At 47.3% G+C, this 16,959-nt stretch carries 14 protein-coding genes; 11 read left to right on the top strand and 3 right to left on the bottom strand.

The annotated features are described in order from the left end of the window. Window positions 1-254: 254 nt before the first annotated feature. A complete protein-coding gene (locus MHI48_RS29175) occupies window positions 255-1,682 on the top strand; it encodes a hypothetical protein (RefSeq protein WP_339190704.1) in 1,428 nt (475 codons plus the stop codon). 326 nt (window positions 1,683-2,008) lie between these two features. After that, window positions 2,009-2,686 carry a hypothetical protein gene (locus tag MHI48_RS29170; RefSeq protein ID WP_051447005.1) on the top strand — a complete coding sequence of 226 codons (678 nt, stop codon included), beginning with the start codon at window positions 2,009-2,011 and terminating at the stop codon, window positions 2,684-2,686. Between the two features lie 75 nt (window positions 2,687-2,761). Here the strand turns inward: MHI48_RS29170 and MHI48_RS29165 are convergent, their stop codons facing one another. From MHI48_RS29165 to MHI48_RS29155, 3 genes are all read right to left on the bottom strand, one after another. Further along, a complete protein-coding gene (locus tag MHI48_RS29165) occupies window positions 2,762-3,838 on the bottom strand; it encodes a substrate-binding domain-containing protein (protein ID WP_036606594.1) in 1,077 nt (358 codons plus the stop codon). 140 nt (window positions 3,839-3,978) lie between these two features. Beyond that, entirely contained in the window at window positions 3,979-5,163 is a 1,185-nt protein-coding gene (locus MHI48_RS29160) for a glycosidase (protein ID WP_036671619.1), read from the bottom strand. After that, on the bottom strand, window positions 5,160-6,350 hold the full coding sequence (locus tag MHI48_RS29155) for an AGE family epimerase/isomerase (RefSeq protein ID WP_340018732.1): 1,191 nt from the start codon (window positions 6,348-6,350) through the stop codon (window positions 5,160-5,162). The genes MHI48_RS29160 and MHI48_RS29155 overlap by 4 nt, the downstream gene beginning before the upstream one ends. Before the next feature lie 451 nt (window positions 6,351-6,801). Between MHI48_RS29155 and MHI48_RS29150 the strand changes: the two genes are divergently transcribed. From MHI48_RS29150 to MHI48_RS29110, 9 genes are all read left to right on the top strand, one after another. Continuing rightward, complete coding sequence (locus MHI48_RS29150) at window positions 6,802-8,115, top strand: ABC transporter substrate-binding protein (RefSeq protein WP_405142532.1); 1,314 nt, start codon at window positions 6,802-6,804, stop codon at window positions 8,113-8,115. A 195-nt stretch (window positions 8,116-8,310) separates the two neighbouring features. Further along, the gene (locus MHI48_RS29145) at window positions 8,311-9,198 is read left to right on the top strand and encodes a carbohydrate ABC transporter permease (protein ID WP_017691677.1); all 888 of its coding nucleotides are present in this window, start codon (window positions 8,311-8,313) and stop codon (window positions 9,196-9,198) included. 2 nt (window positions 9,199-9,200) lie between these two features. Further along, window positions 9,201-10,034, top strand: a complete 834-nt coding sequence (locus tag MHI48_RS29140; RefSeq protein WP_074092703.1) for a carbohydrate ABC transporter permease — start codon at window positions 9,201-9,203, stop codon at window positions 10,032-10,034. A gap of 265 nt (window positions 10,035-10,299) precedes the next feature. Continuing rightward, the gene (locus tag MHI48_RS29135; protein ID WP_036671614.1) at window positions 10,300-11,337 is read left to right on the top strand and encodes a glycoside hydrolase family 130 protein; all 1,038 of its coding nucleotides are present in this window, start codon (window positions 10,300-10,302) and stop codon (window positions 11,335-11,337) included. Window positions 11,338-11,342: 5 nt separating this feature from the next. Further along, window positions 11,343-12,284 carry a glycoside hydrolase family 113 gene (locus MHI48_RS29130; protein ID WP_076329284.1) on the top strand — a complete coding sequence of 314 codons (942 nt, stop codon included), beginning with the start codon at window positions 11,343-11,345 and terminating at the stop codon, window positions 12,282-12,284. 295 nt (window positions 12,285-12,579) lie between these two features. After that, on the top strand, window positions 12,580-14,214 hold the full coding sequence (nikA, locus tag MHI48_RS29125) for a nickel ABC transporter substrate-binding protein (RefSeq protein ID WP_076329285.1): 1,635 nt from the start codon (window positions 12,580-12,582) through the stop codon (window positions 14,212-14,214). Window positions 14,215-14,288: 74 nt separating this feature from the next. Next, complete coding sequence (gene nikB, locus MHI48_RS29120) at window positions 14,289-15,233, top strand: nickel ABC transporter permease subunit NikB (protein WP_036606609.1); 945 nt, start codon at window positions 14,289-14,291, stop codon at window positions 15,231-15,233. After that, entirely contained in the window at window positions 15,230-16,060 is an 831-nt protein-coding gene (gene nikC / locus MHI48_RS29115; RefSeq protein WP_036606611.1) for a nickel ABC transporter permease subunit NikC, read from the top strand. The genes nikB and nikC overlap by 4 nt, the downstream gene beginning before the upstream one ends. Before the next feature lie 39 nt (window positions 16,061-16,099). Beyond that, on the top strand, window positions 16,100-16,906 hold the full coding sequence (locus MHI48_RS29110; RefSeq protein WP_036606613.1) for an ABC transporter ATP-binding protein: 807 nt from the start codon (window positions 16,100-16,102) through the stop codon (window positions 16,904-16,906). Window positions 16,907-16,959 lie beyond the last annotated feature (53 nt).

The following is a 16,959-nucleotide window of genomic DNA, read 5'->3' as shown; positions in this document are numbered from 1 at the left end:
TTTAATTTCATCCCATCTGGAATGTTCTTATTACCACGATATATTCCTGAAACCTTACTCCCCAAGTTAACTCTGTACGATTCAAGGTTGCTTACAGTACAAACCCTTACCTTACCAGCCTTTCCTAACTACATGTGAGATAGGGATTATTGTTGTAATCGCTTTCAAAATGTACATTGAGAACATGTCCTTCGTAACACGTCATGGCAGCGATGGGCGAATGTCATCATCATATATTGGGAGGAATGGAATCGATGAAATCTAAATTTCGAAGTTTATGCAGCACAGCCCTGGCTCTAACGTTGGGGTTAACTTTATTGTCCGGCCCGGCAAGTGTGCAGGCAGCGGGTAACGCAGACTACAATCTTACAGGCTTCTCCCAAGGGAACGCGGGCGGCGGCATCATTAGCGAATCAAACACAGCCACGTATAAGAAAGTGTATAATGCGACCGATCTGGCACTGGCTCTGAAAAAGAACTCCGGTGTCAAAGTTGTTGAGATCATGAACGATCTGAATCTGGGATGGAATGAAATTCCGAGCGCAGCGCAGACTGCTCCTTTTGCCAAGCATAATGATGCGTTGACGCATCCCGTATTAAAACAGACCGGTGTCAGCAAGCTCACGATTGACGGTTTCAATGGACTCACGATTTTCTCCGCTAACGGCTCCAAAATCAAACACGCTGCGATCAGCGTGAAACGAAGCTCAAATGTCATTATCCGCAACCTGGAATTTGATGAGTTATGGGAATGGGATGAATCCACCAAAGGTGATTACGACAAGAACGATTGGGATTACATCACCCTGGAGGAGAACAGCAACGTATGGATTGATCACTGCACATTTAATAAAGCCTACGACGGACTCGTCGATTCGAAAAAAGGAACCAGCGGCGTGACCATCTCCTGGTCCCTCTTCAAAGGGGATGACGGCAGCTCGAACAGCTGGGTTACCCAGCAGATTAACGAATTGGAAGCAAACAAGGCTTCCTATCCCATGTATAACTACCTGCGCAGCAGTGCGGTAGGTCTTAGCAAAGCCGATATTATCGCCATCTCAGGACCACAAAAGAAAGGACATCTGGTCGGTTCGACCAGCCTGGAATCGGCTAATGCCAACCTGTCCATGACGCTGCACCATAACTTATACAAGGATATTCAGGACCGGATGCCACGTCTCCGCGGCGGCAACGCACATGCATACAACATCGTGATGGATTCGACAGGGGCACGTGCCGCTAAAGCCAAAATTACAACGGCGATGGCAACAGCGATCGCGTCCAAAGGTTATAAGTTCGATATCATTGGCAATGGGGCAATCTCCACAGAGAGCGGAGCCGTATTGGTCGAGAAATCAGTCATCAAGGACGTTCTGTATCCTGTTCGCAACAATCAGACCGATCCGGCAGATCCAACCTATACCGGCAAAATCAGAGTGACCGATACCATGTATTCTTTGGATGGAAGCTCATTCCGTGGCAACAGTGATACGTCTGGCAGTCCACTGGCGCCAATCCCGGCCGTGGTGAAATCGTTCTCCTGGAACGGCTTCTCGTCACTGCCTTACAGCTATACCACGGATGATCCATCTACGTTGAATGCACGCCTCACGGCTTCCAATGGCGCGGGTTCCGGTAAATTGACCTGGTCCAAGGACAATTGGTTGAAGACAAGTTATTGATATCAAAGTAACCTGTTGCTTTTACGTTCTTCAAATAAGGAAAAGAGTGCTCCTGCAGCTACGATAGCCGGGAGTGCTCTTTTTATATGAATCGGCTCCATAAACAGTTTGGCGGGCCGCTTGAAAAGTGACTCCTTGTTAGGGTGGATCATCTCCAGCTGCAGCATGTGTTAGTCTCGCCGGTGATCGATGTGAATCTTTATTTATCTTCATTACCTTTGTGAGTAATTTATGACAAATTAACCATTTATACAAGTACGCCTTGTAATTTTACTTACCGGTAAATATAATTTATTAGAATTAACCAATAAGGATGGTGAAGCAGCTTGGATGTATGGATATACTCCGTACTTACTCTTGTTTATTTGATACTTGTTGTTTGGATGGCCGTCGATTTAACCCAGAGGAAGCAATGGCTCGCGTATTCCAGTTTTCAGCTATTTGTAGCGTTCAGCTTGGCATATGACAATGGAATTATTGCTATAGGTAATTTGATAGGGGATGGGGAAGTGTTAATGGTCCTCAGTAGCCTTCGATTTTGGCTACATGCCTTTGCTACCCCTACCCTTATTCTTGTTGGCTACCATATCTTGCGCAGCTCAGGTGCCAAGTTTGCCAATAGAAGTATAACGAGTGTGGTGGCATGGCTGATAACTTTAGGTTTGGTTATCTACCAGATTGTAGGTTTTACTTTATCCGAGGTTAAAAATCTCAAGGTGATAGAAGAGTATGGAGTACTGAGATATATGGCAGAAGGTCATGGAGGTCCGCCGATGATGGTGATCATCGTGGGGATTGTTCTGTTATTTGTTAGCCTGGTCGTTCTTTTCAAACATAAATGGGTTTGGCTGTTTGTTGGAACTGCCTTGTTGTTTGTAGGGCAGTTAATCTCCCTGCCAGTGGAAACCGGTACTTTAACCAATGTGTATGAGTTGATCCTCATCCTCTCGATTTGGAGAACGACTACATTTTTGATGGATTCAACAGATCATCGCCGTCGTTAAGCTCCAATGCATCAGAAAAGACTGGCCAGTAAGATAAAGGCCAGTCATCTGTGTTCGTTGATTTCATTTTTTAATTCAGATATCCATAGTATCTGATGAGGCAGACACAGCACTTACCGATTCACGATAGATGATATTGCCTTTAACATGAACACGGCCGAAGCTGCGGTTTGGGTTGTCGATCTTTTTGAGCATCGACTGAACTGCGGTACGCGCCATCTGTTCTACGTCCACTTCGACGGTTGTCAGCTTGGGATCGGAGAGCGTGGCATAGATATCATTATCAAAACCAACAACAGAGCATTGGCCAGGTACCTGAATATCCATGGAAGTCAGTTTCTGAACGAGCAGATGAGCGACCTGATCACAGTTGCATACAAAAGCGGTTGGCAGCTGTTCCGGCAGATCAATCTCAATAAACGTACCCCGTTCATCCCGATCATTCAGAACCAGATCCGGATTCATCGGCAAGCGATGTTCCAGCAAGGATTTGTAGTACCCAAGGAATCGATCCTGGATGCTGCTCGTGGAATACAGGTTCCCTACATAAGCAATGTTACGGTGGCCCTGCTGAACCAGATAGTTCGTCAGCTCATAGGCAGCGTAGAAGTTATCGGTAACAACGGAATCGATGTCCGAATGTTCATCGTAGAAGTCGAGAAACATTTTGGGAACCTCCATCGATCGCACCAGTTCAATATACTCTTTGCTAATCTGTCCGAGCACGATGAAACCATCGACCTTGTTATCGCTGTACAGCTTGGGCAGTGTTAATTCCTCCTCATCCTCCACATTCAGAATGTGCAGAATGCCGTAGTAGCCCTGTTCCTCCAGATGTTTGGTGATGCGCTGGAACACGCGTACATAGAACGACTGCGTAGGCCCGGTAAAACGCTCCGGGATAATTACGCCAATATTATGGGTTAAGCCTTCCTTCATGGAACGGGCAGCAGCATTATACCGATAGCCCATTTCAACAGCAAGCACTTTAATTTTTTCCTTTAATTCGCCACTCACGCCATCTTTATCATTCAATGCTTTCGAGACGGTCACACTGCTGACCCCGAGCCTGTCGGCGATATCCCGCATGGTGATATTGTTCTTCAGTATGGTCGCCTCCTTCAAGCCGGTATAGGCACAATGTGCTGTCATTATGATGAACACTTTCTTCCAACATAATAACAATCCATATCAGTATACATCGTTACCCACTTGGAATAAAGCCATTCTGGCTGTTGTTTCGCTAATTTTCAGCACATTGCAGGTTTCCCTGAGAGGACGCTCTACCGATGTTACGTTAATTGTTTCTGTAAAAGCTTCTCATTCTGTTCAATCAGCTGACCCCGCTGGCTGGCACAGTCCAGGGAACGATACGGATCAGCCGGTGTATTGAACGTATAATCGACCAGTTTCTCCAGAGTCGTTGTTGCCACATGACAGCGGGTATCGCTGGAAGCGTAATAGATAAAGACTTCTTCCTGCTCATTGACCACAGCACCGTTGCAGAAAATAACATTGGACACATCGCCTGCCCGCTCATCGTCATAAGGAGCAATGAAGTGGCCGCCCGGCTTGGCAATAATACGCGCCGGATCATTCAGATCCGTAGCGAAGGTGTATAACACGTAACGCAGGCCTGCTGCGGTGTTCCGAACTCCATGAGCAATGTGAATCCAGCCACGATCCGTCTTGAGCGGAGCAGGGCCTTGACCGTTTTTGACCTCATATACCGTATGATATTGCCGTTCGTCGATAATTGTCTCTTCATGAATGACAGGGTTCAAGATATCCTCACACAGACCAAAGGCGATTCCGCCGCCACTGCCTGTTGAGATGAATCCATCCTGTGGACGGGTGTAGAAGGCATATTTTCCATCCACGAATTCCGGGTGCAATACGACATTGCGTTGTTGAGGGGAATTCGTTGTGATGTTGGGCAACCGTTCCCAGCTTGTGAGATCTCGTGTCCGAACCAGTCCTGCCTGTGCAACTGCGCTGGATGTATCAAATGCAGGAGCCTCAGGGTCTTTGCGTTCCGAGCAATAGATGCCATAGATCCAGCCATCTTCATGTTGAACGAGGCGCATATCATACTGATTGGTTTCATCCGCATCGATATCATCCCAGACCAATGGTTTACCCGTGAAACGGAACCCGTCAATTCCATTGTCGCTCTCGGCGAGCGCAAAGATTGATTTGCGATCCAATCCTTCCGTACGGATGACCATGACGTATTTGCCATTGAAATAGATGGCTCCTGGGTTCAGTGTAGCGTTAATGCCCAGGCGTTCCATGAAATGCGGGTTTGTCGTCTCATCCAGATCGAATCTCCAATGCAGCGGTACATGATGGCGAGTGATTACTGGATATTGGTACCGATCATATATGCCGTTGTAAAAGGAAGAATTGATCTCATTAGGGCGAGTAAGCAGCTGTTCCTGTTTCTCCAGTAACTCCTTGTATTTCGGGTGTATCATTCTGATCCCATCCTCTCCATTAGTTCAATACAGAATCTGCTATTGTGATACGGGCATTTCCACGGTCCAGCAATTTCGCTCTGATCCGGTGTACCGTTGCCGTCAACCGACCAGTACCATTCCCCACCAGCCCGCTGATCAATGATGTTTTCTTTGGTATAGGTCCACAAGCGTTCCACTCTCTCCAGAAACAATGGATCACCTGTACGCTGATATGCATTATAGAAACCGACCATCGCCTCGGCCTGAACCCACCAGATTCGCTTCTCATCGATATGTTCACCTTCTTGTTCATTGAGCAGGGAACCATCCGCATTCACGGCTACATTGGAGATGTTATAGGCGATATCTGTTACCATCGCCGCATACTCCAGATGTTGCTCCATCCCCAGAACTTTCAGTGCTTCGTCGATTAGCCAGCTGGCTTCGATGTCATGTCCGAACGAGCGCAGATCGATGATGGATTCCCACTGTTTGTTGAAAAATACCCCGAGAAACTTGGTGTCTTGGTCATACACCCGTTCATATAGAATTCCGAGCAGGCGTTCCAGCGCCGCCTTCACTTGTTGATCCGGCCACACGCGATAGAGCGTGGTGTAGGCCTCCAGTACATGGATATGCGTATTCATTGTGTAATCCGCAATCACTCCATTTTCGCTCAGCATTTCATTGGGCTGTTCCTTCCATGTGCGATCAAATTGTTCCTTGTAAGCAGGTAGTCCGGCGTCCAGACCTTTGTCCTCGATAAGAGCAAAAAGCGTTTTCGCAAGTTCCAATGCAGAAGCATCCCCGGTAGCACGATAGTACTCACTGAGTGAATACACACCGAATGATTGCGTATACACATGTTTGCTCGTGTCCAGCGCTTCCCCTGTGTAATCTACCATCCAGTACATACCGCTATATTCGGTATCCATCACATGGTCAGCGAGAAAACGATAGGCGTGCTCCGCGTGATCGCGCCATCTTTCGTTTCCGGTAACCCGATAGGCTGCTGCAAAAGACCAGAGTTGTCGTGCCGTGGCGATCCCGCCTTTGGGTGCCTGTGGATTCACCTGAAGATCATTGCCAACCCAACCGTAGAATCCACCGTGGGTTGTATCTTTAAGGTTGGACCAGAAGGGTAAAATCTGCTTCTCCCAATGCGCCTTAATCTCAGATTGAAGTTCGATTGTTTTTGTATTCATAAGTGAGCGCTCCTTCAACGTGTTACATAAATCTTAATATATAAATTGAACTAAAGAATATTTACACTGGCCACTCCGATGACAGAATAACCTTCCGATCGCTGTTATCCCCAGATTTTTTTGATTCCCTTTTTCAAAGGTGAAATTCCGGTGATAGCGTATGCTTCCGATGTAGCTTTCTTTCAGAAAGCTTTTAGGCGAACGCTCCGCTTCTTCAGGTTCTTTCTGTCCTCTACGTTTCGTGTAAATGTTTAATCAATATATATAGTTAAGTTAACGATAACTTTATTAATCAATATTAGTGCTCTGAAAAATAGATGTCAACGAAATGCATCGCAATTTTTATTGTTAAGTTATAAATAATTTAATTGACAGGTAAGCGTTACCATAATAGAATTCATTTTGTAACCTTAACGATAACTTAATTAACTTAAGAGAGGGGTCGAAACAATTGAGAAAAAACAAAGGTTGGATGATGTTGCTGACGATGCTACTCATCACTTCACTACTTGCTGCATGTTCATCCAGAGGTGGATCTTCGCAGGCAGGGGAGGAGATCAGTACAGATCCGGCAGATATCAAAGGTGAAATAACCGTTCTGACGCAACGGACAGATATTGTTGATACCGTATTCAAAGATTACGCAGCAGAATTCAACAAGGAATATCCTGATGTAAAAGTAAACTTTCAGGCGCTGGCCGACTACGAAGGACAAGTGAAAATCCGTATGAGCACCAAAGATTATGGTGACGTACTGATGATCCCGACCAGTGTTCCGATCGCAGATATCCCGGACTTTTTCGAGCCACTCGGCACGTACGATGAATTGAAAGACAAATACACCGCTATTGAAGAACGCATGGTGGATGGTCAGGTCTACGGTATCCCTACCGTGATCACTTTCTCCGGAATCATTTATAACAAACAGGTCTTCAAAGACGCAGGCGTTACCGAATTGCCAAAAACACCGGAGCAATTCCAGGTTGCGCTCCAATTGGTCAAAGACAATACAGATGCGGTTCCGCTCTACACCAACTATGCATCTGGCTGGGCTCTCACCCAATGGGAATCGGATCTGCCAACCGTTGCAGGCAGTGTGGATTACGTTAACGTGGACCAACCGAATACAGATGAGAACTTTGTGCCTGGTCAGCCGCACTATGAACTATATAAAGTGCTCTATGATGCAGCCAAGAACGGTCTAATCGAGAAAGATCCAACAACAACCGACTGGGAAAGCTCCAAAGCGGATCTCGCCAAAGGCAAAATTGCCACGATGGCACTGGGCTCTTGGGCCATCACGCAGATTCAAGGGATGACGGATACACCGGACGACATTGGATTCCTTCCTTTCCCTACGAATGCAAGTGAGGTTGTGGTTCCGCTCTCCGCGGACTATAACATCGGCATGAACGTGAACAGTGAGAACAAACCTGCTGCCAAAGCTTGGATTGACTGGTTCCTGGCGAAATCAAACTACGCGGTTGAACAGGGTGGCGGTATGGATGCAGACAAGAATGCTGAATTACCACCCATTTTGGATCAATATAAAGACGTTAAATTCTCCACGCTTACACCTGCCAAAGAAGGTCAGGAAGGTCTGGTCGACAAGATTGATAACGAAGGCGAAATCGGTCTCTGGCAGCCTGATTTCAAGAAACGCATTATCGAAGCAGGTATTGGGAACCGCAAGGAATCGTATGACGACATCATGAAAGATCTGAACGACAAGTGGGTCAAAGCAAGAGCAGAACTCACAAAATAATTGGATTAACGTAAGTGGATCAGGTGATGAATGGACTGCGGGGATATAGGAAGCCATTTATGAATGGAGTATGGAATATGTGGTATTTGAAAGCATGGTACCCATGCTCTTCCCCGGCAGTTATTCCGCAGGAATTCCATTGGACGGGAGTCTTTCGATATATAGGCGGGAGAACCGCTTGGAGGTGTGGAGAGCATGAAGTACTTAAAACTTTCGAATTGGGGCTACTCAGCGCAACGCATATTTATCATCTGTGCCTTCTCAATTATTCCGCTGGCGTTGCTGTTCACGTTTGCATACTTACCTGTCATCAACATGTTCAAATACAGTTTCACCGATTGGAACGGATACAGTAAAAGGTTTGATTATGTTGGGTTTGAGAACTACACGCGCATATTCAGTGATCCCGAATACTTCAAAGTATTTATTGTCAGCTTGTATTACTTCGTGGCTACGTTCTTACAGATGGGCTTGGCGCTTTACTTTGCCACCATTCTGAGTTTCAAGGTTCGAGGCAAAAACTTTTTCAAAGGCATACTGTTTTTCCCTTATTTGCTGAATGGGGTAGCCATCGGTTTTATCTTCCTCTTTTTCTTCAAACCGGACGGTACACTCGATATGCTCATGCATGCTGTAGGGCTGGGACAATACACGCAGCTCTGGCTCGGTAATCCGAATATTATCAACGTGTCACTCGCAGGTGCATCGGTATGGAGATACATGGGCTTCAACTTTATCATTTTCCTGGGTGCAATCTCCTCCATTCCGAAGGATGTGTATGAAGCATCCGATATTGATGGCGCCAATCGCTGGCAGCAATTCCGCCACATCATCCTGCCAAGCATTACACGTATCCTGCAGCTCAACCTGATCTTGGCGATTAGCGGCGCAATTAGTGCGTTCGATATACCATATATCATGACCGATGGTTCCAACGGCAGTATGACATTTGTAATCCAGACGGTTCATTTGGCGTTTAAATATGGCAAGCTGGGACTGGCATCCGCCATGGCTGTGGTGCTGCTCTTGATCGTTATTCTCGTTACGCTTGTGCAACGCGTCACCATGAAAGGGGAGGAATAAACGTGACACAACTCAAATACACCCTTGCGAGCGTGGTTAAATATGCTTCCCTGGTTATTGCGGCGTTTATCGCGCTTTTGCCCATCGTGGTCATCCTATTTGCATCTCTCAAAACGAATGCGGAATACGCTACCAGCAGCCCGCTTGCTCCACCAGCCAACTGGCTGAACTTTGCGAACTATACGAAGGCTTTTGTGGATGGTAACATGCTGGTCGGTTTCAAAAATACAATTATTATCCTGATCATCTCCATTATAGGAGCGACTTTAACCGGTTCCATGATCGCGTATGTACTGGATCGTTTCAAATTCAAAGGTAAGAAGATTATGGTCGCGGCATTCCTGCTCGCTACCCTGATTCCAAGTGTTACAACGCAGGTCGCCACATTCCAGATCATCAACGCGCTCGACCTGTTCAACACGCGCTGGGCGGCCATCGTGATGTACCTGGGTACAGATATCATCGCGGTTTATATCTTCCTGCAATTCCTGGGCTCCATCTCAAGTGCACTGGATGAATCCGCCATGCTGGACGGCGCGTCGTACTTCACGATCTACTGGAAAATCATTCTGCCACTGCTGAAACCGGCCATTGTAACGGTCATTATCGTGAAGGGTGTGAACATCTATAATGACTTCTACACACCGTTCCTCTACATGCCAAAGACCGATCTACAGGTCATATCCACCGCCTTGTTCAAATTCAAGGGACCGTTCGGATCGCAGTGGGAGGTCATCAGCGCCGGCATCATGATCGCCATTATTCCAACGATGATCATCTTCCTGCTGTTACAGAAGTACATCTACAATGGCTTCGCGCAAGGCTCAGTTAAATAAAAAAACGAAAGGCTATATGAAATGCATATGAGAATACACAGGAACGAAGAGGACAGAAAAAAGCTGGAGAAACGGAGGGGACGCTAAAAGCTTTCTGAAAGAAAGCTCGCTCCGTAAGCATACGCTATAACCGGATTTTCCCTTTTATAAGGGGATCAAAAAAATCTGGGGATAACGGCGATCGGAAGGTTGTTCTGTCATCAAAGTGGTCTAGTGCAATTTTAAGTATTCATTTCATAAAGCCTAACCGAAGGGAGAATGAAAAATGTCAGTTGCTGAAACGAAAAACGTACACATTGTTGGGGATGCTTTGCCGAATATGCCTTGGGAGAACAAACCGGAGGGAACGGAAGGCCCGGTATGGAGACATTCGGCCAACCCGGTGGTTCCGCGTAACCCGGTCAAAGGTGTTGCCCGCATTTTTAACAGTGCCGTTGTACCGTATGAAGGAAAATTCATTGGGGTATTCCGCGCCGAAACCGTTAATGGACGTCCACACCTTCACATGGGCGCAAGCGAAGATGGTCTGGAGTGGACAATTGAAGAGGAACGCATTGCATTTGTAGATGAAAATGGCGATCCGTTTATGCCGAACTATGCGTACGATCCACGTTTGGTCAAAGTCGAGGACACGTATTACATCATCTGGTGTACAGACTTCTACGGCGCAGCACTGGGTCTGGCCAAAACGGATGACTTCAAAACATTTGTCCGCCTCGAAAATCCAATGCTGCCGTTCAACCGGAATGGCGTGTTGTTCCCGCGCAAAATCAACGACAACTATGTGATGTTGTCCAGACCAAGTGACAGTGGACATACGCCATTCGGAGACATTTTCCTGAGCGAAAGCCCGGATCTTGTGTACTGGGGCAAGCACCGTCATGTGATGAGCAAAGGTGGCCAAGGCTGGTGGCAATCGGTCAAAATTGGCGGCGGGCCTGCTCCGATCGAAACGTCCGAAGGCTGGCTGATGTTCTACCATGGCGTCACTGGGACCTGTAACGGATTGGTATATAGCATGGGTGCGGTAATTCTGGATCTGGATGAACCGTCCAAAGTGAAATATCGTTCCTCCAACTTTGTACTGACACCGGAAAAATGGTACGAAGAACAAGGCTTCGTTGATAACGTCATTTTCCCGTGTGCAACACTGCATGATGCCGATACCGGACGTATCGCCATCTATTATGGCGCTGCCGATACGTATGTGGGCGTGGCGTACACGACCATCGAAGAGATCGTGAACTATGTGATCGAGACGGATGAAGTCATCGCCGGAGATCATGAAGAGGGCAAGCTGTAATGCATATGGATTATATCAAGGGATTTACATTTGGCTGGATGAGTGGCAAGGGTGACTTCCGTAAGCCGGAAGCCAAAGAATCCTTGCGCCTGATGGCAGAACGTACAGGCAGTTCTCATGTTATTTTTGCACTGGCGGCACATCAGGATCATCCGCAGGCGGTAGAGGTCAAGTATCGAGGTACACATCTGGTAGAGGATGATGAACTGGTGGACATGATTCGTTATGCCCGTACACTCGGGCTGCGTGTCATTCTGAAACCAACCGTTAACTGTACCGATGGCACATGGCGTGCACACATTAACTTTTTTGATATCGATGTGCCTTGTGAGCCGAAGTGGAAGGATTGGTTCCGCAGTTACACAGCATTTCAGAAGCATTATGCAGCGATTGCAGAGCAGGAAAAGTGTGAGATGTTCATTGTAGGTTGTGAGATGGTGCAATCCGAGCGTCGGGATGAAGAGTGGCGCGAGGTGATCGCCGGTGTGCGTGAAGAGTACACAGGACTGGTGTCATACAACACGGATAAATATCAGGAAGATCATGTGAAATGGTGGGATGCGGTGGATGTCATCTCTTCCAGTGGGTATTATCCCATCGGAGACTGGGAGGCACAACTGGATCGAATCCAGCAGGCGATTGCTCCTTATGGCAAACCCTTTTTCTTCGCAGAAGCAGGCTGTCCCAGCCGCAGTGGATTAGCCCACGTACCAAACGATTGGGGGCTGGAAGGCGAAGTCAGCGCGGAGGAACAGGAGCGTTTCTATGAAGCGATGTTCCGGCATGTCAGTCAGCGTGACTGGGTGCGCGGATTCGGTCTATGGGATTGGAGCGCACATCTGCATGCGGAGAAGGATGCGCTGACCGATGACGGATACGGGGTGTATGGTAAGCCCGCGGAGAAGGTTATTCGTCGGTTCTATGAGGGCATCGCTGTAGAAGTTTAAATGAGAAACAAGAAGGCGTATGAAGATGGATTTCAGTGATATATCTGCATATGTACTTTCGTGATTTCCATGCTGTGAGCAAGGAATAACAGATTATGATGGAGCTTATTTTTGCAGTTGTGATTCATATGCAGGTCGAGAGGCTCTTCCTCCCACAGGAAGGGCTTTTTTTGGCTATTTTAGTAACAACACATACCATGTCGAATTTTGTTGACAAAAGGTGGGCTCCTGCCTATTCTTAATGGATGAATATGATAATCATTATCATAAAATAGAGAAAAGGGGTTCAACATTCATGTCTGTACAACATCGCAAATCTTCGGCCCTCACGTTGGCAACTATGCTCTTGTTGTTATTCGTTATTGTGGGTTGCAGCAATACAGGAAGTGGAGATGAATCCTCATCTGCTGCTTCGGATCAAACATCTACGAAGTCGATTACGATGTCATGGCCACGTGATATCGGTACAATGAATCCGCATACGTACAATCCTTCGCAATTATTTGCCCAATCGATGCTCTATGAGCCACTGATCAGTTACCAGAAGGACGGAAAACTGGAACCTGCTCTGGCAGAATCATGGACCATCTCCGATGACGGCAAAGTATATACATTTAAGCTTCGCCAAGGTGTGAAATTCTCAGATGGTACACCGTTTAATGCTGAGATTGTGAAAAAGAATTTTGATGCTGTAATGAAAAATAAAGATACACATAGCTGGCTGGGCATTGTAGGTGTGCTCGACAAGACGGAGGTTGTGGACGACCATACGTTCCGTATGACACTCACAGAGCCGTACTATCCTGTTCTTCAGGATTTGTCTGTGGTTCGTCCTTTCCGCTTCCTGGGTGAAGCCGGATTCCCGGATGACGGAGATACATCCCAAGGCATCAAAGAGCCAGTTGGAACGGGCCCGTGGATGCTGGCTGATTACAAGCAGGACGAATATGCTGTTTTCAAACGCAACCCGAATTATTGGGGAACCGCACCGAAGGTGGATCAGATTACGGTTAAGATCATCCCTGATGCAGAAACCCGCGTGCTTGCTTTTGAAAAAGGTGATCTCGACCTGATCTATGGTGAAGGTATGATCAGTCTGGATGCGTTCCAACAGCTTCGTGACAACGATAAATATGTGAGTCAGCTGTCTGATCCGGTAGGTACGCGAGATCTGCTGCTGAATTCCTCCAATCCGAAGCTGTCTGATCTCAGAGTACGGATGGCGCTCCAGCAAGGATTTAACAAAAAAGCGATGGTGGAAGGCATCACTCTGGGTCTGGAAGAACCGGCAGATACGGCACTATCCAAAAACTACCCATACACCAATGTTGACCTGAAACCGATCGAATATAACGTGGAACAATCCAAAGCTTTATTGGATGAAGCGGGTTGGAAGATGCCTGCGAATGGTAGCGTTCGTGAGAAAGACGGACAACAGCTTGAATTCGAAATGATTTTTGACAAGACGGACCCGATTCAGAAAGCGATGGCTGAGACCATTCAGGCGGAATGGAGCGAGCTTGGGGTTAAGGTAAACCTCACTGGGCTAGAACTGACGGTACAGATCAAACGTTTGAAAGCCAATGATTTTGACCTGTATTTCTGGTACAACTATGGTGCTCCGTATGATCCACATTCCTTCATTAACGTTGTAGCGAGCCCTGGATTTGGTATCTCTGAGACGCTCAGTGCCTTGCCGATGAAAAAGGAACTGGACGAGCAGGTACATGCCGCACTATCATCAACAGATGAGACGAAACGTCAGGAGCTGTATGGCTCTATCCTGACAACACTTCAGGAACAATCGGCGATTGTCCCCATCTCGTATGTTAAGAAAACGGCGGTATATCAGAAGAAAATTTCCAACTTTATTTTCCCGGCGAACCGTGATGAGAATCCGTTTGTAGGCATTGAATTGGGCAACCAATAAGTTGTATTTACTTTAATTTCGGAGTGGTAAAGCCTTGGCAAGGTCATGTAGCTTGATAAAAGGGAGGAAGTTTGTTGATCAGTTATATCGGGAAACGAATGATCGCGATAATTCCTATCGTTTTTATCGCTACACTCGTTACCTTTGCGCTTATTCATATTTCACCAGTTGATCCGGCCGAGGCTTATCTGACAGCCGCTCATATCTATCCAACACCGGAGCTGCTTGCGCAAAAACGGCATGAGTTCGGTCTGGATCAGCCTTTATTAACCCAGTATGTGCATACGATTCAGAAGATTGCCAAGCTCGACTTTGGCACCTCATATCTCACCAACAAACCCGTATGGGATGAAGTGAAACTAAGGATTCCCGCTACGGCTGAACTAGCCTTCTGGAGTATATTGTTATCGGCTTTGGTGAGTATTCCCTTGGGAATACTGGCGGCGGTGTATAAGAATAGCTGGATTGACATGGTCAGTCGTGCGATTTCCTATTTAGGAGCATCTATTCCGCAATTCTGGCTCGGTTACCTGCTGATCTTCTTTTTCTCAGTGAAATTGGACTGGCTGCCTGTGGAGGGGCGTGGATCGTGGGAGAATCTGGTTCTGCCTACGATTACACTTTCCTTGATTCTTATTGCGGTCTACACCCGATTGTTACGTTCCAGTGTACTGGAGCAATTGCAGGAGACATATGTACAGTATGCGAGAACACGCGGGATTCGCGAAAGAGTGATTATGCTCAAGCATGTCCTGAAAATCGCCATATCGCCCCTTATTACAGGAATGGGGATGAGTATGGGCAAGCTGCTCACAGGCACCATTATTGTAGAGCAGGTGTTTTCCTGGCCTGGGTTCGGACGTTATTTTGTCGATGCGATATTTAATCGGGATATTCCCGTTATTCAATGTTATGTCTTCCTGGCGGCCTGCCTGTTCATCGTATGCAATCTGCTCGTTGATCTGGTGCAGCTCGTTATGGACCCACGGATTTCAGCGAAAGGACGGGCAGAACATTGATAAACAAATGGCGTGCGGTATTTAAAGGGCAGAGAGCCATCCAGATCTGCTCGGTGATCATATTGCTTTTCTTCGTGATCGCGTTATTAGCCCCATGGATTGCTCCTCATGACCCGGTGAAGGTGAATCTGTTGCAGAAGCTGGCGAGTCCATCGCTTGAGCATTGGCTCGGAACGGATCATCTGGGACGCGACAATCTCACTAGGCTGATGTATGGAGCGAGAGTGTCGCTTGGATTTGCTACCCTGATCTTCCTGTCATCTTTGCTCATAGGTGTCATTGTAGGTTCAATCTCCGGTTACCTTGGTGGTTGGGTGGACAGTCTGTTGATGCGCTTGTGTGAAGGCATTATGGCGTTTCCGAATCTGGTGCTGGTGCTCGGTATTGTAGGGATCTTTGGTCCAGGTCTGATGCAGGTGCTTCTAGCACTCATGATGGTACAGTGGGTGTATTATGCACGTATCTGCCGGAACATGGTCGTTAGTCTGAAAGAACGGAACTTCATCGCAGCGGCGCGGATTAGCGGCTCCTCTTCGTGGACGATTATTCGGAAACATATCATCCCCAACGTGCAGCGTCCGATCGTTGTGATGGGTACGCTGGAGATGGGGTGGGCGATTATGGATATATCTGCTCTGTCTTTCCTGGGACTTGGTATTCAACCACCAAATGCAGAATGGGGCGCTATGATTCATGAGGGGACAGGTTATATTCGTAGTCATCCGGAGTTGATGATCTACCCGGGGGCATTGATTCTGCTCGTAGTCATTACGTTCAACATTTTGGGAGAAGCGTTATCCGAGCGTTATGGCATTGCAAAAAGGTAGTGGTTCGGAATCGAAGGCATATGAGGGGTGAACGTAACGATGGATGATGCAGCGAAGGTACTCGAAGTTCGTGGTCTGCAAGTGAATCTAAGAACAGCGGAGGGTTCAGTCCCGTTACTGGATCCCATTGATTTTGAATTAAAAAAAGGTCGTGTCTTCGGTCTCGTCGGTGAGAGTGGCAGTGGTAAGACCGTTACATGTAACGCATTGCTCCATCTGCTTGATCCGCGCAGGATGGAAGTGTCGGGCAGCATCCACCTGAATGGACGGGAGCTTGGCTCGTTGTCAGGTGAGGAGATGCGGCGCATCCGCGGCAAGGAAATCGGATTTATTATGCAGAATCCGATGAATGCTTTTACACCCGTATATACGATTGGATCTCAATTCATTGAAACCTTGCGTACGCATACGGGAATGTCCAAAGCAGCTGCCAGGGAGCGGGCCATTGCTGCCTTGGCAGATATGAACTTACCCGAACCAGCTAAACTGATGAAGCGATATCCCTTCCAACTGAGTGGCGGTATGTTGCAGCGTGTGATGATCGCCATATCGATGTGCCTGCGACCGGCTTTGGTTATTGCTGATGAACCAACGACGGCACTGGATGTCGTGAATCAGTTCAAGGTGCTTCAGGAATTGGATCGGCTACGTACGGAGTATGGCACATCCATCTTGCTCATCTCCCACGATCTGGGTGTGATCTCGCAAATGGCCGATGAAGTCGCGGTTATGCAGAAGGGTCGAATTGTGGAGCAGGCGGATGTGTACCAACTGTTCGATCACCCGCAGCATGAGTATACCCAGATGTTGTTAAATGCGAGACCCAGCATGTCTTTGGGACGATAGCGAATTACAGACGAGTCGAATCGTTCAGTGGAGTGTATGTGTAGAGCGGATAT

Source organism: Paenibacillus sp. FSL H7-0942 (assembly GCF_045040715.1).
In the GTDB taxonomy this organism is placed as follows: Bacteria; Bacillota; Bacilli; order Paenibacillales; family Paenibacillaceae; genus Paenibacillus; species Paenibacillus amylolyticus.
Note: the sequence above shows the minus strand (reverse complement) of the source record. Positions and strands in the feature narration are given on the sequence as shown.